Source organism: Chitinophaga sp. 10T418 (genome assembly GCF_056394125.1).
Genome location: NZ_JBFTHG010000004.1, coordinates 114,082 through 136,161, shown reverse-complemented (window position 1 = coordinate 136,161; position 22,080 = coordinate 114,082). Strand labels below are relative to the sequence as shown.

Below are 22,080 nucleotides of genomic sequence, written 5' to 3'. Positions count from 1 at the left end.
TTTAAAGACTTTCTATATCTACTTTCCCGTTGGCAGGGGCATAGATACCATCGATTTCTTTCTTGAATTTTTCCAGGATCACTTTCCGCTTTGCTTTCAGTGTAGGCGTGAGTTCGCCGGCATCAACTGTCCATTCATGGGGGAGCAGTACAAATTTTTTCACCTGTTCAATATGGCTGAAAAACTGGTTGTACTTGTCTACCGCTTGTTTGAAGAGGTCCAGTACTTCGGTATTTTTCACCAGCTCCTCATTGGAGGGGGTAGAAATACCATGTTTGGCCGCCCAGTTGCGCAGGTTGCCAAAAGAAGGAACAATCAGTGCTGCAGTGAATTTACGGTCTTCACCTACTATCATGATCTGTTCTATGAAAGGGGATTCCTTGAACTTGTTTTCAATGGGTTGCGGTGCCACAAACTTGCCACCGGAGGTTTTGAATAGTTCTTTTTTGCGGTCCGTTATTTTCAGGAACTTATTATCTATCAGTACGCCTATGTCGCCGGTATGGAACCAGCCATCTTTGATGGCATCAGCGGTGAGATCGGGGCGTTTATAGTATCCAATAGTGATATTAGGGCCTTTACAGAGAATTTCTCCGTCTTCAGCCAGCTTAACTTCCACATTGCTGATAACAGGACCTACAGTGCCAAACATCCTGTCTTCCACATTATAGCGGTTTACGCTGATAACAGGTGATGTTTCTGTGAGGCCATAGCCTTCCATGATAGGAATGCCTCCAGCGGTAAATATTTTCAGTAAGCGCACCTGGCAGGCGGCTGCGCCATTCACAATGCATTGTATATTACCTCCCAGGGCGGCGCGCCATTTGCTGAAAATCAGTTTGTTAGCCAGTTTGAGCTGCAGGTTATACCAGGCTCCCTGGTTCTTGTTGATTTCATATCGTTTGCCGATGTCTACTGCCCAGAAAAATAAAGCTCTTTTGATGCCTTTGAGTTCCAGACCGGTAGTCATAATCCTTTCGTATACTTTTTCCAGGAGTCGTGGTACGGTAGTAAAAATGGTCGGCTTTACCTCTTTCAGGTTATCACCGATGGAGTCCATGCTTTCTGCATAATAAATGGGCACACCGGAGGTGAGATACAGGTAGGTGACCATTCTTTCAAATATATGATTCAGCGGAAGGAAGCTGAGGGCTTTCGCGTTGTTATTTACAGGCAAATAAGGCTGACAGGCCAGCACATTGCTCATGATGTTATGGTGACTGAGCATTACACCTTTAGGCGTACCTGTGGTGCCGGATGTATAAATAATCGTTACCAGTTCTTCGGGAGATATATTTTTCTTTACAGTTTCTATCTGTTCAAAATCCGCTTCATTGCCGAGATCCACCACTTCTTTCCAATGTCTGGCGCCTTCCACTTTGTTAAAGGTGAATATTTCCCGGATGGTCGGGAACTTATCGCGCATGCCATTGATTTTGTTTAAGAGTTCTTTGTCGCTCACAAAGAGAATTCGTGCCTCTGCATCGTTTAGCACGTAGGCCAGTTCGTTTTCACTGATTGTTGGGTAAATAGGAGTGAGCACAGCACCCAGTTGCTGACAGGCCAGGTCCGTGATCATCCATTCTGGTCTGTTGGGCGAAATGATCGCTATTTTATCTTTTTCTTCGTTGTGTTTGATTCCAGCCCGGATACCCAGTTTGAGCAGTCCGGAACTGAATTTGAGGGTAATGTCCGCTACTTCTTTTGTACTATATTTTTTCCATTCCCCGTTTTCTTTGCCGGCTAACATATCTGTTTTAGGATAGTTAGCTAATTGGTAAGAAATCACATCAAATAGTCGTTGCGGTTGGTCCTTCATGCTGCTGTAATTTTGTTTTGGCTCAAATATGTCAAATGCGCGTGTGTTGTTGTTCTTTCAGCTTTTCATATTCTTTCAGTGTATCTCCGAAAGGGTCTTTATGATAGGCATTAAAGTATTGAAAAGATAACGCTATTCCCCAGCCCAGCGACAGCCATACAGGCCATGGTGTGCCATTTGTTTTATCGCTGTCTGTAAGAAACCAAACTGCCCATAACCCCATATTAATAACGAGATATATGATAAGATGTGATTTGAATCCAGCCCTGGCCTTCGCTATACGCCAAAGTCGATCGTCTCTTTCTTGTGTAGTTTCCATTGAAGTCAGTGTTAGGTAATAGTGGTTGTACTAAATTTAAAATATTTTATTGGCTTCAGGGAGAAAAAAACGAAAAAAGCGGACTTAGCGGGTGGCCTTGATACTAAAGTTGATATTCACCTGAGAGTTGATCAATTTGTCCTGCAGAGATTTATCAGCTCTGTAACTGATACCCCATTGAGTACGATCAATATTGAAGTTGGCTATGGCATTGAGGGCGTTACTGCTGAAAGTTACCCGTGCAGGAAAGGAGATGTTTTTAGTAATGGACTTCAGCGTCAGGTTGCCGTTAATAGTATGGGTGGCGTTTTTTAAGGTGAGATCATCACCCACCGCCTGATGGAAAGGTGCAACGCTGGTGATTTCAAAAGTGGCAACAGGATATTTTTTAACATCGAAAAACATTTCGCCTTTCAGCTCAGTTTCCAGTTTGCGTTGCATGGCAGTATCTGCTGCAAGGTCGAGGTCTTGCAGGGAATTCATATTAATAATAAACTGTCCGCCTGTAATGTTACTGTCTTTGACATAAAGGGCGCCACCGGCCAGTTTCAGTGAACCGTGATGTTTACCAGTTGGTTTGGTGCCTGTCCACGTTACCAGGCTGTTGACCGTATCCGGCAAATAAGCGTTGCCGGTACCTGCCTGTACGGTTTGTGCTTCCGTAATTTTCGCCTTGTCAGCTTTAGGCGCCTGTTCGCAGGCAATGATGCCAACGATAAAAAGTAATATTACACATAGCAGTTTTTTCATAAATACATGTATGCTTTAAAAAACAAGCGCCCCTTAAAACCGGGACGCTTGTTAGTAGGTTTTACTATTCAGCCAGTTCCCGGTTGCCTACCCACACAAATCGCTTCACTATAAATTCCTGGTTGGTAAAGCTGGCATTGCCTGCCGGATTACCGCCGGTAACATGAAAATCAGAAAATGCAGCATGTTGATTTACCCATATAAAGCCAGTGAGATTGAAAGATACGGGGGTAAACACGCTGTTCATCTCTTCCGCAATCTTTTCTTTTGTATCTCCATCGGTGGTATAAGCACCGCAGGTAATAGCGCCATATTTCAGGGCCATTTGTCTGGCCAGTTGAATGCTGTGGTCTGTATCCCTGGTTTTAATCAACAGGATGACCGGTCCGAAAAGCTCTTTTTCATAGATGGCCGTATCTGCGCTGGTGACCTCCAAAATGGTAGGGGCACATACCCTGGCATTGGCGAATTCTTCATTCACCACCGGCGTGCCTTCCAGTATCACTTTTCCGCCCAGGTGATGGGCTTCTTTAGCCCTGGCAAGGGTGCTGTCGTTTTGTATGGCGCCTAATGTGCCGGCGCCCATCTTGGGGTGGTTGACCAGGCCTACTACGGCATCCTTAAATTTCTGCACTACTTCGTTAAAGGGTACTTGTCCATTATCGGTACGTACCCCGTTTTCGGGGATAAAAAAGTTCTGTGGCGCAGTGCACATCTGCCCGGAATACAGGCTAACAGAAAATGCGAGATTCTGGATAACAGCATCCAGGTCTTTCACACTGTCCAGTATCACAGAGTTCACCCCGGCTTTTTCAGTAAATACGGTTTTGCCGGGTAGTGATTCTATGTAATTGCCAAAGGGGCTGCCTCCGGTATAATCTATTAATCTAACTTCCGGATGCTCACACAACTCTTTGGTGATCAGGTGTTCAGAGCTATCTGCTGCCAGCTGGCACAGGTTCGGATCATATCCGTTATCCTGTAATGCCTGTTGAATGGCACTAACAGCAATGGCTATAGGAAGTACTGCCCTGGGATGTGGCTTTACGATTACGGCATTGCCGGTAATCAGATCAGCATACACACCGGGCAGGGTATTCCATACCGGGAAGGTAGAACAGCCTATTACCAGGCCGGTACCCTTCGGGATGGGTTTAAATGTTTTGTAAAGTTTGATACTGGTTTTGCCCATGGGCTTTTCCCAGGTAAGATTGGGCGGGTAGCGTTGTAACTCATGATAGCCGGTGGCTACAGCCTCCAGTGCACGGTCGTTGGCATGGGGGCCGGAAGCCTGGAAGCTCATCATAAAGCTCTGGCCGGTGGTGTGCATGGTGGCATTGGCAATATCAAAAAAGTAGTCTTTTACCCGTTCCAGTGTTTCGGTGAGAATACCAGCTCTTTCTGATACGGCTACTTTGCCCCAGCTTTTCCCAGCTATGGCTGCTTTTGCGAGCAGGTCATTAACGGCAAAAATGGGATAGGTAACGCCCAGCACTTCGCGGGTATAAGGAGATACCTCTTCTCCGCTCCAGCCGGTTTCGCCGGTTTGCAGTAGTTGTTTGAAAGGTTTCCCCAGCAGTTGCTGATAGCTCTGAACGCCTTTGGCATGGGCATCTTCGCCGTAAGCTTTAGGATGCTCCGGATATTGCGAATAGAAAGTTCGTTCGTGGTTCGCTTTTACAGCGTTGTCAATAATGTTTTGGTGTTTGTTAACGAGCATATTCAGAATTTGAGATTTACAATTTACGGATTTAGTCATTCAGTTGCTACAGCAACTAAATGACTAAATCTATAAATCAAAAAATGTCTAAATACTAATATCCCGAATTTATCAGCGTAAACCTTCCGTCGTTATAATATTCGTCTGGTCTTGGCTTTAAAGGATTGTTACGTTGGTAGTTCAGGAATGCATCATAGTCCTGTTTATGTAATCCTATCCATGCTTTATAACCGGCCTGGTTGGCCGCAGGGCCAAAGAGCCACTGGTTGTAAGATTCAAACATCCCCTCCCGCAACAGGTTGCGTTGAAAATCGAAGAGGGCAAAAGGATATTTCATGCCATAAAAGCTAAACCAATCCAGCAGAAACCGGGTGCGTACCATTACCAGTACTTCCGGGTCTATTCCTCCTGTTACCACACTCATCTGCTTGCCCATGCTCGTTTTGTATGCTTCTACAAAGTCAGCGTTGCTTTTTTTGCCCTTTTTATCATCCGGCAGCATGGCATCAAACAGCGATGGGTCATTGAATAATTTCTTATAAGATTCCAGCACAATGTTCCTTATTTCGGCCGTGCGGGTGGTAAAACTTTCCATATTCATGAAGGTTTCGCCGTATAATATGCACCACAAAGGGTTGTTGCTGAAATCATATGTTTTGGTGGCATTGTAGTAGTTGCCTGGAAATGCAGGATCCTGTTCAATGCCTTTGATCCAGCTGCGTAATGCGCCATCGTACATTTTAAAGTTCATCAGCAGGGTGCCGTTGTCGTTGTATAACTCACCACTGTTGGGAAACTTCTTAAGTGCCCGTTCATACATACGTTGAGCGGTTTTCCATTCTTCCCTGCCCACATAGATATTACCGGCAATCTGGAACGCCTGTACATCCACGTCCCGGTGGTTCAGTAACGGCTCAACTACACTTTTCGCTTTAACAAGGTCACCTTTCAGATAGAATGTAAAAGCCAGCTGTTTTTTATATTCATAATTATCCGGCTCTAATTGTAAAGCCTGGTTCAACACCAGGATGGCATTAGAATAGTCTCCACTGCGAATGAAGCCGGAAGCTGTATTGTACAACTCTTTGGCATCCTGTGCAACCACTACCTGTGAGAATAAAACTCCTGCAACTATAAAAGCTTTCAATAAAGATGACCGTTTGTTCATTCCTTGTCTGTTCGTTTGTTGTAAAAGTAAGGAAAATGGGGTAATGTCCCACGGATCAATCGATGAGCAGGCGAGGCGGAGAAAATATATTTTCTATATTAATTTATTTGTTTATTTGATTCGATGATGTCTTTATTGAAGAAAATAATCGTCACCCCGAAAATAATGACAGCCATGGCTATCACCGGCAGGAAGCCTGCCACCCTCGTTAACTCGCCCAGTATATTCAAATTATCTTTTTCACCCATACTAAGGAGCAAAGAAATAAGACTGAGCATAGCGTTGGAGATAAAAGTAAAGATCAGGCTGCGGGACTGGTAATAAAGCCAGCCGAGGAAAAGGGAGATGGGCAGGTAAAGTAGTATGGATGTAGGATAAATATAGGGAAGCGCAGCTATCAGCGTAATGGCTCCCAAAGCCTTATTGACAGGATATCTTTTTAATAACCCATTCAGAATGATTCCCCGGAAAACGTATTCCTGCAGGGCGGGAAGAAGGAATATGAATATCATGCAATAGATCAGCGGATGACGTCGGGAGTATCCATACCCCGTCCAGTCGAATGGACTGGTTTCAAGAAAATATTTTAGAATCGCTACAATTACATATAAAGCCGGCACCATCAGTAGCAACATCCATAAATTATTTCCCTGGGGAATACTTAAAGAGAGTGGGGGCTCGTTCCGCTTTTTTTGTTGATTATACAAGTATAAGGCTAACAGCGCAATGGGTAGCATTACATTCAGCAAATATGCCGGGCGTACTAATGCCAAAAGTAGGAAAGAGGCATAATTAGCAAAAAATAAAAAAAGCGCCAGGCTGGCGAAAAAGAGCGCACCGCCAAAGACAAATGCTTGTTTCATGGAAGGATAAGGAGTTACGGTCAACTCAAAATCATCCTTCAGAAGATCAGGTTGCTGCACAACAGACATGGGTAATGGCGATATAGGTGATTAAAAAAATGCCCCTGCCGGGATAAGCAGGGGCTATAAAGATATTAAATTATATGTGTAATCAACCCATCTCTCAGCTTCGGTTCAAACCAGGTACTCTTGGGTGGCATTACGTTTCCGCTGTCGGCAATATCAAACAGCTGTTGAATAGTCACCGGGAACAGTGCAAACGCTACTTTCATTTCGCCGCTGTCAACACGCTTTACCAGTTCACCTAATCCACGGATACCGCCTACAAAGTCAATGCGCTTATCGGTGCGCTGGTCTTTGATACCGAGCAGTTTATCAAGTATGTTGTCAGAAAGAATGGTCACGTCCAAGATGCCAATGGGATCAGTAGTATAGGTCCCTTCTTTGGCCACCAGGCGATACCACCTGCCATCGAGGTACATGCTGAATTCATGTAGCATGGAAGGCTGTTGTGGCAAATGACCAATTTCTTCTACTGTAAAGTCATAGTCCAGCCGCGATAACAACGCTTCTTTGCTAAGGCCGTTCAGGTCTTTTACCACGCGGTTATAATCCAGTATGGCCAGTTGGCTGGCGGGGAATATGGTGGTCAGGAAATAGTTGATTGGATTTTCTACGGATGTAATTTTTCCGGCTGCTTCAAACTCTTTTTGCACCAGGCTGGCAGAGGCGGCGCGATGATGACCGTCTGCGATATAAGTGCAGGGGACTTTTTCTGCAAACAGGGAAGTGATATCAGTTACGGTTGCAGGAGCGTTGATCACCCATACGGTATGTTGGATACCATCTTCTGCAGTGAAGTCGTATACCGGCTTATTATGTTCCTGCCAGTGATCTACGAGGGCATTGATTTCCGGCACATCATTATAGGCCAGGAATACGTTGCCGGTTTGCGCTTTGGTGGTTTTAATATGGTTAATACGGTCCAGTTCTTTGTCCGGGCGTGTAAACTCATGTTTTTTGATGATGCCGTTATTATAATCGGCAATGGAAGACACGCATACCAGTCCTGTTTGTGCACGGCCATTCATGACCAGTTTATAGATGTAATAAGCTGGTTGTGTTTCCAGGAAAAGCACCCCTTCAGTTACGAGGCGATGCAGGTTTTCTGCTGCTTTGTCATACACCTGCTGGCTGTGGGTATCTATCCCTTCCGGCAGATCGATTTCGGATTTAGAAACATGATAATATGAATAAGGGTTACCGGATGCTGCAGCTTTTGCCTCTTCCGAGCTGAGTACGTCGTAGGGCCTTGATGCTACTTTTGCTGCCAATTCTTCTGTTGGCCTTAATCCGTTAAAGGGTCTGATAATAGCCATGATGAATGATGTATGAGTGAGGGGTAAATGTAATAATAAAAAACAATGAATAATCATTAACGAATTACGGAGCTGCAGCCAGATATCAGTGAGATTATCTATCCGCAGCTCCGTAATTACCGGGTGTGTAAAATTTTTTACGCCTTCTTCAGGGAGAAGTATTTCATGGCTTCTACCATTACTTCTACACTCTCATAAGGCAGGGCGTTATACATAGATACGCGGAATCCGCCGGAGAGACGGTGTCCTTTGATACCTACAATGTCTTCTTTTTTACAGAATTTCAGGAACTCATCCTCCATTTCAGGCTTATCCATAATAAAGCAGGCGTTCATTTTACTACGGTCTTCCTTTACCACTGTGCCGCGGAACAGCGGGTTGTGGTCAATTTCATCGTAGAGTAATGCTGCTTTCTTATCATTGATTTTTTCAATGGCAGGAATACCTCCCTGCTCTTTTAACCAGCGGAGTGTCAGCATAGAAATGTATACTGCAAAAACAGGAGGCGTATTCAGCATGGAGCCATTTTCTATATGGTTCCTGTAGTCGAGTATAGCGGGTATTTTGCGCGATACCTTGCCCAATATGCTTTTGCGTATGGCCACCATGGTAGCGCCGGCGGCGCCCATGTTTTTCTGTACACCTGCATAGATCAGCGAGTACTTGTTGAAGTCCATGCTGCGGCTCATAATGTCACTGCTCATATCTGCTACCAGGGGAACATCGGTAACAGGTGTCATATGCCACTGCGTACCATAGATGGTATTGTTAGTGGTAATGTGCAGATAACTAGCCTGGGGAGGGATGGTAAACTGCTTGGGAATGTGATTGTAGTTGCTTTCTTTGGAGCTCGCCACAACGTCGGCGAAGCCAAACAATTTTGCTTCTTTGATAGCCTTATTAGACCATACTCCGGTATCTACATAAGCGGCCGTTTCACTGCTTTCCAGCAGGTTCATTGGCACCTGCATAAACTGCGTGGTGGCTCCGCCATGTAAAAAAAGTACTTCAAAGTCGTCATCAAGCTGCATCAGTTCCCTCACCAGGTTGCGCGCCTCGTCCATCACCGCTATAAACGGTTGCGTTCTGTGGCCAATTTCCAGTATAGACATCCCTGACCCTTCAAAGTCAATCAGAGCTTTACTGGCCTTGTACAATACCTCGTTGGGTAATACAGAAGGACCTGCGTTAAAATTATGCACCTTCATGTTGCGATTCAGATTAAATTCATTTTTTGATCTTTCCACTTTGTTTTGGTTTTTCTAAGGAAACGGAAAAAAAACGGCACGGGTATTTTAAAACCTAAGGTGCGTGGTGTAGGATAGGCTAAAAGATGGTATGGGCAAAGATAAAATTTCTTTTCTAATTATTAAGTATTACCCTAAATATTTTAACCGGTTTACTCTTCCCTTACCCGTAGCTTACCCTCCAGCCATTGCTGTTGCAGCTTTTCCACCTCCTGTAACTCCTCCGTAGTAAGGGTTGTATGTGTCAGCTCCCGTAAAGATGGCTGCCCTGCATTTACCCAGGCAGTATACCAGGCAGCAGCTACCCCTGCAATGGCATTTTTCATTCTCCTTTCTACCATGTCTCCCATAGAAAGATAATAAGCTTTCGTATAGTCATCGGCGTAAGTACGTACTAATAACCCATTTCGGTTTTCATAAGCAAAGCGACGGCCCGGAGAAAATTGTTCACTTAGTCGTTTTTCGTATAGCAGTACTGTGTCTGCCTCCATTCCGCTTACCCGGATGATGTCCCAGATAAACTTGCGTGGCTCTGGAATATATTCCGCTTTGCCGGCCCAGTAATCAAACTCCTGATCAGCCAGCAGCTCAGGAATGCGCGACTCCCACAAACCATGAATCCCCTGCTGACCGGTAAACTGACCGTTATGATTGGAGCAGACATGCAGCGGCACATGCGCATCCGCAATATAGTGGCCCAGCTCAGCCGATAACCGCAAAATGCGCTGCTGGTCTTTTTCCCGGAAAGCTTTGGTGAGCATCGCCATCATCTTTTCCAGATGCCACGGCAATATGCCATTTCGGTTCAGCGAATCTGCCGTATACCGTGCTACTGCATCTGTCCAGTTGCGGGGAATATGATCATACGGAGGTTTGTCAAATAAATCAATATCTATGAAATGCCGGGCTCCTTCTGCAGCTACTGCATAGCGGCGCTTATCCGGATCCGTGGCGTGCACGGTAATGTACTCCAGGTGCGGCTTGTACAATACCATCATTTCCGGCGGCAAACAAAATACTGCCAGCCGGTTGATTCGCTGATGCGCAAAGAACCCCCAGGCACGGGCTTCTGCACATGATAATATCATTACAACAAATAATACGGAAATACGTACGTAGGCGTGGGTTAACATATGGCTATATTTTTGGGAAGACGAATATAGCCATTTTCGCTTTTTCAAACCGACGGATAACCAGATTTTTTCCAACCGGAAAAACCATTTTATCATCCGCCGGCAACGCGTATTAAATATTTGTTACGCCACCGCTTACGGCAAATTTCATCGCCTCTCCGGCAGATACATTGGTCAGCGCTTTCACCCTGTCTTTAGGCACCATAAACACTTTGCCGGTAATAGCATAGGCGTGCGGCACATATACTGCCATGTATCCCTCCAAGCCAAAATTGCTTACATCCGCCTGTGTAATGAATCCCATCTCCCAAACATCTACTCCGTAAATCTGCACCAGCACCGGATGATCAAATTTTTTCTTCTCACCTACAAACGCATCAAACACATCCTTGATAGAAGTATAGATGTACTTGATAAACGGTGTCCGCTCCAGCAGATGATCAAATAAGTCAAAAATCCGCCCTATAATAAAGGAAGAACTGAGGTAACCTACTCCAATGATCAACAGCAATACCGCCGCGAATCCTACCCCTTTATATTTCAGAAAACTAAAAGAAGCGCCTTCCGGAATTAATTCTTTAGGAATGATATTATCTATGGTAACAAACGCCCAGTACAGTGTAAGCGCCGTAATCCCAATGGGCGCCAGTATGAGCAGTCCCTGAAAGAAGTAACGCAACAGTCTTGATGCAAATACTTTAAATCTAAGCTTTGGCGACATGGTTCATAATTAGAAGCGCAAATTAGTCAATAATGCGCGGAAAGTATAAAAGCCATGCATCCGCGCGATCATATCATACCCCGTCCCGATCATTTTCCGCTAAGGTTTTAACTGTTAGCCTTTATAATATCAGTTTATTATTGAATGTTGCCACATATAAAAAATAATTACTGGAAACTTTGGAAGTTTGGAAAGTTTCCATAGTTTTGTTGTGCATAACAACAGGGTTATTGCTGTAAAACTATGGAAGCACAGGAACGTATTATGGACACGGCTTTCAGCCTGTTTCGTCAATTTGGTACCCGCTCAATTACCATGGATGATATCGCTGAAAGAATGGGCATTTCAAAGAAAACATTGTATGCCCACTTCACCGATAAGGATGATATGGTCACCCAGACCATCAGCCGGTTCATAGAAGTGGTAAATGAAGAATGCCTGGCAGATCGCCAAAAATCCAGGGATGCTATCGAAGAGCTTTTCCTGGTAATGGATATGATTGATCGCCGGCTGCGCAATATGAATCCCGTCATTATGCTGGATCTCCATAAATTTCATACAAAAGCTTTCCAGGTTTTCGAGGAGTATCAGAATAACACACTCGCCACCATGATCCGGGAAAATATGGAAAGAGGCATCAGCGAAGAATTATACCGGCCGGATATCGACATCAGAATATTAACACATTACCGCATTCACGCCTGTATGATCTGTTTTAAACCGGAAGTCTTCCCGGGTGGATATGATATGAATAAAGTACAGAGAGTGTTGCTCGAGAATTTTTTATACGGCGTGGCTTCTCTGAAAGGATATCAGCTTATTGAAGAATATAAACAACTATCGCAAAATAAATAATACTATGCTATCAATCAAAAGGCTCACCAGTATGGCTTTTATGGTGTGGCTGCTGTCAGTGGCCATCAACGTCAGGGCCCAGCAACAGCAGAACCTCACCGAGCCAATCAGCCTGTCTGCCAAAGAAGCGGTAGACTACGCGCTGGCTAATCAGAGCTCCGTGAAAACTGCCAAACTGGATGAACTGATACAGCTGGCTAAAAATAAGGAGATCAGTGGTTTGGCGTTGCCTAATATCGCAGGAACGGGTTCTTATCAGTATAACCCAATGGTGCAGAAACAAATGTTCAATGCCAAAAACTTTGGTTCTCCTGTCGATTCCTTTACTGCCGTATCATTCCAGCTCAAACACAATATGCTGGGAGAAGTAAAGCTGACGCAAACACTCTTTGACCCCAGCGTACTGGTAGCATTGCAGGCCCGGAAAACACTGGAAATACTGGTGTCACAAGGCGTTACAAAAAGCCAGATTGATGTAAAGTCAGAGGTATACAAAGCATACTACAATGTACTCTCTGCCAACAAAGCATTGAGCATTCTTTCTGAAAATGTCAGCTCACTGGAAAAAATCCTCGGTGAAACCAAAGAGATTTATAAGAACGGGTTGGCGGAAAAACTGGATGTAGATCGTCTCGTAGTACAATACACCAATCTGCAGACAGAACAAACCAAGCTCCGCAACCTGATTGAATTAGGTATTGCCTCTCTGAAATACCAGATGGGAATGCCACTTAAACAGGCGATTATTTTGAAGGATACACTGTCCACCCAAAAGATTGTGGAAGATGTACTCGACATGGATAAATTCGATTACTCCCAACGTATCGAATACCAGTTGCTGGAAACACAGAAGAAGGCCAATGAATATGATCTGAAAAGATATAAGATGAAAGCCCTGCCATCGCTGCAACTGTTCGCATCTACCGGTGCGCTCAGGGGTAGTGATAAATTCGATTACTTCCAGAGCCCGATGTGGTATGGTTACGTAAATACAGGACTCAATCTTTCCGTACCCATCTTTACCGGCTTGCAACGCAAGCGCCAGGTAGATCAGGCATGGCTGACCGTTAAGAAAAGTGAAGTGGCTATTGAAAATGCCAAATTAGGAATAGACCTGGAAAGAGAACAATCTGCCTCTACTTTCCGTAACAACGTACTCACCCTGGAAGCACAGGAAAAAAATATGGGGCTGGCGCAGGACGTGTATCATACCACCCAGATCAAATACAGGGAGGGCGTAGGTTCCAGCCTGGAAATGACGACTGCTGAAAACGATCTGCTCACTGCACAAAATAATTATTTCACTGCTTTGTTCAATGCGATCGTTGCTAAAATAGATCTGCTGAAATCATACGGCAAACTATAAGCTCAATTATTTCAATCACCATTCACTACTAATAACATGACCAAAAGATATTCTTTCCTGATCCCCTTCATCACACTTATACTGGCTGCCTGCGGCGGCGGTGGCGGAAATAAAGCGGAACAGCTGCAGCAGTTGAAACAGGAGAAAGTAAAATATAATGAAGACATTGACAAGAAAATTGCTGCACTCGAAAAAGCGGTAGGCAAAACAGACTCTGTGCAGAAAATGAAAGACGTCACCGTTACTGAAGTAACTGATACTTTATTCGAACATTATATTGATGTACAAGGTAGTGTAGATGCCCGCGAAAACGTGAACGTTTCTGCCCGTGTACCAGGCGTGATCACCAGCATATCCGTAAAAGAAGGACAAGCTGTAAGCCAGGGACAGACACTGGCCCAGGTAGATGACCAGGTGCTGAAAGCTAACATGGCAGAACTCCGCACACAGATGGAACTCGCCAACACCCTGTTTGAAAAACAAAAGAATTTGTGGTCGCAGAAAATAGGATCTGAAGTACAATATCTGAACGCCAAAAATCAGAAAGAAGGCCTGGAAAGGAAAATGGCTACCCTGCAGGATCAGCAATCACAAACCCGCATCATTGCACCCATCAGTGGTACAGTGGATGCTGTGATCGCCAAAGTAGGTGATAACGCTGCACCAGGCAACCCCGCCTTCCGCGTAGTAAACGCCAATAACCTGAAGATTACTGCTAACGTAGCAGAAGCATATGCAGGCCTGCTGAAAACAGGCGACGCTGTAGTGATTGCATTCCCGGATATTAACCGCGAAATACGCAGCAACATCAGCTTCGCTTCCAGAACCATCGATCCGCTGAGCCGCACCATTAAAATTGAAGTGCCGCTGAAACCGGATAACGGCCTGCGTCCTAACATGATTGCACACATCAGGATCGTAGATTACACCGCCAAAAATGCAGTAGTGATCCCCGTAAGCGTGATTCAATATACTTCCGGTAAACCATATGTAATTGTTGCACAAAATGCTAACGGTAAACTGGTAGCACAGCGTAAAACAATTGAACTGGGACGCACTTATAATGACAGGGCAGAAATAAAAACTGGTTTGGGTAAAGGTGATAAAATCATCACTACAGGTTTTCAGGGGCTGAACGATAACGACCTGATTAAATTATAAAGCTGCTTTAAACAGCTAAAATCAAGTGTATGCAAGATAATCTCAATAAAGAATTTAAGCCTACCAGTTGGGCCATTGATAATAAGGTGAGCATTTACGTGGCCACCATTATCATTGCGCTCGCGGGTATCCTTTCCTATAATAGCCTGCCGAAGGAACAATTTCCGGAAGTAGTGTTCCCGCAGTTCTATATCAATACTATCAATGCCGGTACTTCTCCGGAAGATATGGAAACAACGGTGACGAAACCTATTGAAAAGCAACTGAATGGTATCTCCGGTGTGAAAAAAATCAAGAGTACATCCATGCAGGATTTCTCTGCGATCACCATCGAGTTCAATGCCAATGAAGATATTGAAGCTGCCCGTCAACGGGTGCGTGAAAAAGTAGACGATGCCAAAAAGGATCTGCCAACGAACCTCACACAGGAACCACAGATTGTAAAAATCGATGTGTCGCAGATTCCTATCATGAACGTAAACCTCTCCGGTGACTTCGACCTGCAAACCCTGAAAAAGTATGCAGATGATATGAAAGACCGTATTGAGGCACTCAATGAAATTACCCGTGTAGACCTGGTAGGTGAACTGGAACGTGAGATCCAGATCAACGTGGATAAATATAAAATGGATGCGGCTAAAATCAGCTTCGATGATATCATTCTCGCTATACAGGGCGAAAACATTACCATCTCCGGCGGTTTAGTGGCAATGGATGGTCAGAAACGTACCCTCAGTGTAAAAGGAGAATATAAAGATCCTGCACGGATTGGTAATATCGTTGTACGCGGACAGTCAGGTGCTACTGTATATCTCAGAGATATTGCCAATGTAGTGGATGGCTTCCTGGAGCAGGAAAGCTACGCCCGTTTGGCAGGTAAGAATGTAATCACGCTGAATGTGATCAAACAGAGTGGTAAAAACCTGATCGATGCATCCGATAAGATACAGGCGATTACGAAAGATATGCAGGAAAATTATTTCCCTAAAAATCTGAACGTAACCATCACCGCAGATCAGTCTAAATCTACCCGTGTAACCTTGCACGATCTGATTAATACCATCATTATCGGCTTCCTGCTGGTAACTCTTATCCTCATGTTCTTCATGGGAGCAGTGAATGCGATCTTCGTGGCACTGTCGGTACCTATCTCGATGTTCATCGCATTCCTGCTGATGCCCACGTACGGCTTTACGCTGAATATGATGGTGCTGTTCTCTTTCCTGCTGGCATTGGGTATTGTGGTGGATGATGCCATTGTGGTTATAGAAAACGTACATCGGATATATAATGAGCGAAAAGACCTGGGTATTGTGAAGGCGGCCAAGATAGCCGCGGGAGAGGTCTTCCTGCCGGTATTCTCGGGTACGCTTACAGTATTGGCGCCTTTCGTTCCTTTACTTTTCTGGCCTGGCATCATCGGTAAATTCATGTTTTACTTACCGGTAACGCTCATTACCACGCTGGGTGCTTCACTGGTCGTAGCTTATATCATCAACCCCGTTTTTGCTGTTGATTTTATGGACCGGCATGAAGGGGAGAATCATCCCAAGCCGAAGTTCGATAAGAAATTCACGATTCTCTCCGCTGTGTTTGCGGTATTTGCGCTCATCGGATATGCCAATGGCAGCGTGGGGGTAGGGAACTTTGTGATCTTCCTTTACCTGGTCATTTTGCTGGAACGCTTCTGGTTAGGTGGCGTGGCACGTCGCTTCCAACATGGTTTCTGGCCTAAAGTGCAGGAGCGTTATAAAATTATCCTGAAGTGGTGCCTGCTGGGATGGCGTCCTGTATGGATTGTGATAGGTGCTTTCGGCCTGCTGTTTTTCAGTATCGTGCTAACGGCTATACGAAATCCGAAGGTGGTATTCTTCCCGCAGGCAGATCCTAACTTCATATACACTTACATAGAATTACCGAACGGTACTGATCAGAAATACACGGATTCTATTACCAAGATTGTGGAAAACCGCATTACCAAAGTAGTAGGAACGAAGAATCCCATTGTGGAATCCATTATCTCCAATGTGGCCAAAGGTGCCGGAGATCCTTCACAGATGGACATGAGTGTACAGCCACAGAAAGGTAAAGTAACTGTAGCCTTCGTGGAATTTGGCGCCAGAAATAACCAATCTACCGTACAGTATCTTGATAAAATCAGGGATGCCGTAAAAGGAATACCAGGTACCAATATCACGGTAGAGCAGGAGCAGGGCGGTCCGCCAACAGGTAAACCAGTGAATATCGAAATCACGGGTGATAACTTCGATGAGTTAACCAGTACTTCGTTCAGACTTAAACGTTACCTCGACTCCTTACAGATTGGTGGAGTGGAAGAACTGAAAAGTGATTTCGAAGATAACAAGCCGGAAATAGTGGTGAACATTGATCGTGAAAGAGCTAACGCAGAAGGTATCTCCACCAGACAGATTGGTGGAACCCTCCGTACCGCCTTGTTTGGTGCAGAGGCTTCCAAGATCCGTGATGCGAAAGATGAGTATAAGATCATGGTCAGATTAAATGAGGCTCAACGGAATAATATCAATAACCTGATGAACCTTAACCTGGTATACAGGGATATGAATATGGGTGGGGCTATTCGCCAGGTGCCACTGTCGGCGGTAGCGGACATTCATTATTCCAATACCTATGCAGGTATCAAACGTATAGATCAGAAACGTGTTATTACGCTCTATTCCAACGTATTAACGGGTTTCAATGCTAACGAGGTGGTGCAGCATATCGAAACATCCCTGCATGATTTCACGCATCCTTCTTCGGTATTGATTAAAATGACGGGAGAGCAGGAAGACCAGCAGGAAACCATGAACTTCCTGTTGATGGCGATGCTGGGTGCATTTGGCCTGATCCTGATGATCATGGTAACCCAGTTTAACTCTATTGGCCGTCCAATGATCATCTTAATGGAAATCCTGTTCAGTATCATCGGGGTATTCCTGGGCTTCTCCATTTTTAAGATGAGTATTTCCATTGTAATGACCGGGGTGGGTATTATGGCGCTGGCGGGTATCGTGGTGCGTAATGGTATCGTGCTGGTGGAATTTACGGATCTGCTGATTCAGCAAAAGATGCCGGTAAATGAGGCGGTAGTGGAAGCAGGTAAAACCCGTATGACGCCGGTGGTATTAACCGCTATTGCCGCGATATTGGGTCTTATTCCGCTGGCAGTGGGCTTTAACATTGACTTTGCGTCATTGTTCAGTGAGTTCAAACCACATATTTTCTTTGGGGGAGATAACGTGGCGTTCTGGGGTCCTTTGGCCTGGACTATGGTATTCGGGTTGGTGTTTGCGACTTTCCTGACACTGATTATGGTGCCGGTAATGTATGCCATGAACAAGCGGTCTATAGATGTATTGGATAAGTATAACATGCCACGGTGGCTCAAATACGTGCCATTCCTGGTGTTATTTATAAAAATATTCATGAAACGGTCAGACGTAAGGATGTTACACGATCCTAAATATTTGTCTGCCAAGCCATATGATTTCTTTCCGGAACCAGAAGTAGAAGAAGAGCCGGTGAATGGGAAGAAAGTGGGTGGAATCTCCGTTAATTAAGTTTTTTTTCAATACAGTGTAACAGTTGTAGGTTAACAGTCTCCGTCCCGATTCTTCGGGACGGATTTTTTTTGTATATTGTAGCCGAATTGGTTTTTTTTATTCCATTAACAAATTTTAACATTTGGAATGAGTGGCATTTGAATAGCCTTTATTACTTTTGACCCTTCAGACAGTTACACGTTACTAGCCATATACAGCCTTAGCCTTATATGCCATATGATAAATAAGATCTAAAATATTAAAAGACAGTCTGTTTTGAACACTTAGGCCATTTGCCTGTAATAGTAATAGTAGAAAGAAGATAGATATACATAAGAAGTTCAGCTTTTCTTGACAAACAGCAGAATCGCCATTAAAAGATAATACCAAGGCGCAAGATTGGAAGACCATGGAGTACGTAGCATCGTTAGCATTTGCTAAAGAGAGGGACCAACAGGATCCGTTAAATAAATTCAGAGACCAGTTTTATTTCCCACAGCGTAACGGAAAGGATGCTATTTATTTATGTGGCAACTCGCTCGGATTACAGCCAAAGAACGTGAAAGCGGCTATAGAACAGGAATTGACGGATTGGCAACAATGTGCGGTAGAAGGTTATTGGGCGGCTAAGAATCCATGGTTATATTATCAACAATATTGCAGTAAACCGTTGACAGCCATTTTAGGGGCCAGCCAGCAGGAGTTGACAGTAATGAATACGCTCACGGTAAATCTGCATCTGATGATGCTCAGTTTTTACCGGCCAAACAAACAGCGGTTTAAAGTGTTAATGGAGGCAGGAGCTTTTCCCAGTGACCAATATGCGGTTGAAACGCAGGTTAAGTTTCATGGTTACGATCCTGAAAGTGCGATTATAGAAGTTTCCCCGCGACCCGGAGAACATTTGATAAGATTGGAAGATATTTTAGAGATTATTAACAGAGAAAGTGATAGCTTAGCATTAGTTTTATTTGGAGGTATAAATTACTATACCGGACAGTTTTTTGATATACCCGCTATAACAGTTGCTGCTCACAAGGCAGGCGCTTACGCAGGTTTCGACCTGGCACACGTAGCTGGAAATATACCGGTAACTTTGCACGATTGGGAAGTAGATTTTGCCGTTTGGTGCTCTTATAAGTACCTGAATGGCGGTCCCGGCGCAGTAGGAGGCGCTTTTGTGCATGAGAAACATGCCAGTAACCGCGATTTTCTTCGTTTAGGTGGCTGGTGGGGCAATGAAGAGAGTGCACGTTTTAAAATGGAAAAAGGGTTTGTGCCTAAAAAAGAAGCTGAAGGATGGCAACAAAGCACCGCTCAGGTGTTCAATATGGTTAGCCTGAAAGCCTCCCTGGAATTATTTGAAGCGGCCGGTATCGGCGCTTTGCGTATCAAAAGTGAAGGAATGACCAATTATCTTGAATTCCTGTTACGACAGTTAAAAGGCATAGATTTCCAGATTATTACACCGGAAAAAATTAATGAAAGAGGCGCTCAATTATCTTTATTGTTCCTGGATAAGGGTAAAGAAATACATCAACGAATGACCGATGCCGGAATAATCGTTGATTGGAGAGAGCCTGGAGTTATCAGGGTATCACCGGCACCCTTATATAACTCCTATCAAGACGTATTTCATTTTTATGAAATCATAGCTAATATTGCTTCAAACGCTTAATTAAGTAAGATGACTTTTGAGAGAAACGAACGCCCCCGCAGGCCTTATTCTTCTGATACCAACAAAGAGAATGATCCCAATAAGGAGAAAGGCGATGACAAACCCAATGTAAATAACGAGCGGGAAGGCGGCAAACCCGACTACAACAGTGGAAGCTCTGAGGGGCGCCCTGGTTACAATCGAGAAGGCGGATATCGTCCGCGCACAGACTACAATCGTGATGGCGGCACTGGTGGCGGCTACAACCGTGAAGGCGGAAGTGGTGGTTACAACCGTGATGGCGGTGGCGGCTACAACCGTGATGGTGGTAGCGGTGGCTACAACCGTGATGGCGCAGGTGGCGGCTATAGCGGCGGCGGTGGTAGTGGTTATGATCGCGGCGGCAGCGGCGGTGGTGGCTACAATCGCGGTGGCGGCGGCTATGGTGGCGGCAGCGGTGGTGGTGGATACGACCGCGGTGGCGGCGGTGGTGGCTATAATCGCGGTGGCAGCGGCGGTGGTGGTTACGATCGTGGCGGCAGTGGCGGTGGTGGATACGATCGCGGCGGAAGCGGCGGTGGTGGATACAACCGTGGCGGCGGTGGTGGTGGCTATGATCGCGGCGGCAGCGGCGGTGGTGGTTACGATCGCGGTGGTGGCGGCGGCGGATACAATCGCGGCGGTGGCGGCGGTGGTTACGATCGTGGCGGCAGCGGCGGTGGTGGTGGATACAATCGCGGCGGTGGCGGCGGTGGTTACGATCGCGGCGGTGGCGGCGGTGGATACAACCGTGGCGGTGGCGGCGGTGGTTACGATCGCGGCGGCGGTGGCGGTGGTTACCGTGGTGGCGGAAGCCCAAGACAGGGTGGAAGACCTCAACGCTTTGAACCAAAACCTGATAACAAAATTTACTTTATCGCCCTTCTGCCAACTGCAGAAGTAGGTAAAGAAATCATAAAAATCAAACAGGAATTTGCAGAACAATATGGTCCTATGTACGCACTGAAAGTGCTTCCACATATTACCCTGCAGGTACCTTTCACGGCTGATCCGGCATTGGAAAAAGCTTTCTGTGATGAACTGACGGATTTTGCCAAAACACAGGCACCTTTCGAAGTTTCCCTGAAAGGCTTCGGTACTTTCCCGAACAAACAAAACCGTGTACTCTTCATCAACGTGGAAAAAAGTGAAACCATGTCTGCAATGCACCGTCAACTGATCAACTTCCTGCGTAAGGAATTTGGTTTCAGTACGATGCTGGCTCGTACAGGATTTACACCTCACGTTACCGTGGCCTTTAAAGACCTGGAAGATGATCAGTTTAATAAAGCATGGCCTGACTATGAAAACAAGGAATACGAGGCTACCTTCAAGGTAAATAACCTCTACTTCCTCCGTCACAACGGTAAATCATGGGAAGTGCTGCAGAAATGCAAATTAGGTGGTGCCTGATAAAGCCCCCCCTGTAAAATAAAAAAAGGCCTCCGCTAATGCGGGGGCCCTTTTCGTTTTATATACACAGACAGTATAACAGTGTAGGTTATACGAAGTTAATAGCTCATTGTTTGATCACTTTGCCGGATCCTACTATATTACTTACTACTACAGGTTCACCCTTGTAATGAACCTCCCCGCTGCCGCTGATATCCACATCCAGGTACTGACGCACAAATGCTTCATGCTCACCAGAACCGCTGATCGTGATATTGGCTTTTTGTACTTCCATATCAATACCAGCTATGCTGCCACTGCCATTGATTTCGCTGTTATGCGTATCGGCATTGCCCTTCAGTACCATATCCCCTGAACCGTTAATTGTGGTAGTCAGATTAGTAGTAGTCAACGTAAGCCATCCTTTACCACTGCCATTAATTTCATACTTGAAAAGAGAACTACGTATGGTATCCTGATTATCTGCCGTACCTGATCCATCAAACTGCAGCCGTTGAAAAATAGGACTCTGTACATATACTTTTATAGGCAGATGATTCTTGATATGTGTCCGCTCCCGGATACGTACATACAACGTATTACCACGTACACCTGTTTCTACCACGCCTATAATATTATCTTCTGCTTTTATTTCCAAAGCAGTCACCGGAGCCTGTTTCAGGTGTACCTCAAAATCTCCTGATACTTCCACATCCGTGAGCGCACTAATACTGCGGGTTTCAGACACTACATGGCCGGAACCGCTGATATTATCTTTGGTACAGCTGGAAAGTATAATGCTGAAGATCGCTATCATCAAAAGCAGCCATCCAATACTTAAGCTGGTGTATGTAATTATAAATTGCTTTTTCATATCGTCACTTTTAAGGAGCTTTAAGAAATGACGTGTATGGAAGAACATACCCCT

At 45.0% G+C, this 22,080-nt stretch carries 17 protein-coding genes; 6 read left to right on the top strand and 11 right to left on the bottom strand.

The window, feature by feature from the left end; genetic code table 11:
* Position 1: 1 nt before the first annotated feature.
* From AC1DCV_RS12650 to AC1DCV_RS12605, 10 genes are all read right to left on the bottom strand, one after another.
* A complete protein-coding gene (locus AC1DCV_RS12650) occupies positions 2-1,819 on the bottom strand; it encodes an AMP-dependent synthetase/ligase (RefSeq protein ID WP_477023502.1) in 1,818 nt (605 codons plus the stop codon).
* A 31-nt stretch (positions 1,820-1,850) separates the two neighbouring features.
* Positions 1,851-2,138: a 2TM domain-containing protein gene (locus AC1DCV_RS12645; protein WP_477023501.1), complete on the bottom strand. Its 288-nt coding sequence runs from the start codon at positions 2,136-2,138 to the stop codon at positions 1,851-1,853.
* Between the two features lie 84 nt (positions 2,139-2,222).
* Positions 2,223-2,888 carry a YceI family protein gene (locus tag AC1DCV_RS12640; RefSeq protein ID WP_477023500.1) on the bottom strand — a complete coding sequence of 222 codons (666 nt, stop codon included), beginning with the start codon at positions 2,886-2,888 and terminating at the stop codon, positions 2,223-2,225.
* Positions 2,889-2,952: 64 nt separating this feature from the next.
* Positions 2,953-4,608 (bottom strand): phenylacetic acid degradation protein PaaN, encoded by a 1,656-nt coding sequence (gene paaN / locus AC1DCV_RS12635; RefSeq protein ID WP_477023499.1) that lies wholly within the window; start codon positions 4,606-4,608, stop codon positions 2,953-2,955.
* A gap of 94 nt (positions 4,609-4,702) precedes the next feature.
* Positions 4,703-5,776: a tetratricopeptide repeat protein gene (locus AC1DCV_RS12630; protein WP_477023498.1), complete on the bottom strand. Its 1,074-nt coding sequence runs from the start codon at positions 5,774-5,776 to the stop codon at positions 4,703-4,705.
* Between the two features lie 98 nt (positions 5,777-5,874).
* On the bottom strand, positions 5,875-6,708 hold the full coding sequence (locus tag AC1DCV_RS12625) for a lysostaphin resistance A-like protein (protein ID WP_477023497.1): 834 nt from the start codon (positions 6,706-6,708) through the stop codon (positions 5,875-5,877).
* Positions 6,709-6,773: 65 nt separating this feature from the next.
* The gene (locus tag AC1DCV_RS12620; RefSeq protein WP_477023496.1) at positions 6,774-8,018 is read right to left on the bottom strand and encodes a DUF1015 domain-containing protein; all 1,245 of its coding nucleotides are present in this window, start codon (positions 8,016-8,018) and stop codon (positions 6,774-6,776) included.
* 137 nt (positions 8,019-8,155) lie between these two features.
* On the bottom strand, positions 8,156-9,265 hold the full coding sequence (serC, locus tag AC1DCV_RS12615; protein ID WP_477023495.1) for a 3-phosphoserine/phosphohydroxythreonine transaminase: 1,110 nt from the start codon (positions 9,263-9,265) through the stop codon (positions 8,156-8,158).
* A gap of 152 nt (positions 9,266-9,417) precedes the next feature.
* The gene (locus AC1DCV_RS12610) at positions 9,418-10,398 is read right to left on the bottom strand and encodes a zinc dependent phospholipase C family protein (RefSeq protein WP_477023494.1); all 981 of its coding nucleotides are present in this window, start codon (positions 10,396-10,398) and stop codon (positions 9,418-9,420) included.
* A gap of 112 nt (positions 10,399-10,510) precedes the next feature.
* On the bottom strand, positions 10,511-11,119 hold the full coding sequence (locus tag AC1DCV_RS12605; protein WP_441576402.1) for a DUF502 domain-containing protein: 609 nt from the start codon (positions 11,117-11,119) through the stop codon (positions 10,511-10,513).
* Between the two features lie 243 nt (positions 11,120-11,362).
* Between AC1DCV_RS12605 and AC1DCV_RS12600 the strand changes: the two genes are divergently transcribed.
* From AC1DCV_RS12600 to AC1DCV_RS12575, 6 genes are all read left to right on the top strand, one after another.
* Positions 11,363-11,974: a TetR/AcrR family transcriptional regulator gene (locus AC1DCV_RS12600; RefSeq protein WP_477023493.1), complete on the top strand. Its 612-nt coding sequence runs from the start codon at positions 11,363-11,365 to the stop codon at positions 11,972-11,974.
* 4 nt (positions 11,975-11,978) lie between these two features.
* Complete coding sequence (locus tag AC1DCV_RS12595; RefSeq protein ID WP_477023492.1) at positions 11,979-13,340, top strand: TolC family protein; 1,362 nt, start codon at positions 11,979-11,981, stop codon at positions 13,338-13,340.
* Between the two features lie 36 nt (positions 13,341-13,376).
* Complete coding sequence (locus tag AC1DCV_RS12590) at positions 13,377-14,501, top strand: efflux RND transporter periplasmic adaptor subunit (protein WP_477023491.1); 1,125 nt, start codon at positions 13,377-13,379, stop codon at positions 14,499-14,501.
* 29 nt (positions 14,502-14,530) lie between these two features.
* The gene (locus AC1DCV_RS12585; RefSeq protein ID WP_477023490.1) at positions 14,531-18,082 is read left to right on the top strand and encodes an efflux RND transporter permease subunit; all 3,552 of its coding nucleotides are present in this window, start codon (positions 14,531-14,533) and stop codon (positions 18,080-18,082) included.
* A gap of 391 nt (positions 18,083-18,473) precedes the next feature.
* Positions 18,474-19,742, top strand: a complete 1,269-nt coding sequence (gene kynU / locus AC1DCV_RS12580; RefSeq protein WP_477023489.1) for a kynureninase — start codon at positions 18,474-18,476, stop codon at positions 19,740-19,742.
* 9 nt (positions 19,743-19,751) lie between these two features.
* Positions 19,752-21,173 (top strand): 2'-5' RNA ligase family protein, encoded by a 1,422-nt coding sequence (locus AC1DCV_RS12575; RefSeq protein WP_477023488.1) that lies wholly within the window; start codon positions 19,752-19,754, stop codon positions 21,171-21,173.
* A 106-nt stretch (positions 21,174-21,279) separates the two neighbouring features.
* Here the strand turns inward: AC1DCV_RS12575 and AC1DCV_RS12570 are convergent, their stop codons facing one another.
* Complete coding sequence (locus tag AC1DCV_RS12570) at positions 21,280-22,026, bottom strand: head GIN domain-containing protein (protein WP_477023487.1); 747 nt, start codon at positions 22,024-22,026, stop codon at positions 21,280-21,282.
* Between the last annotated feature and the right edge of the window lie 54 nt (positions 22,027-22,080).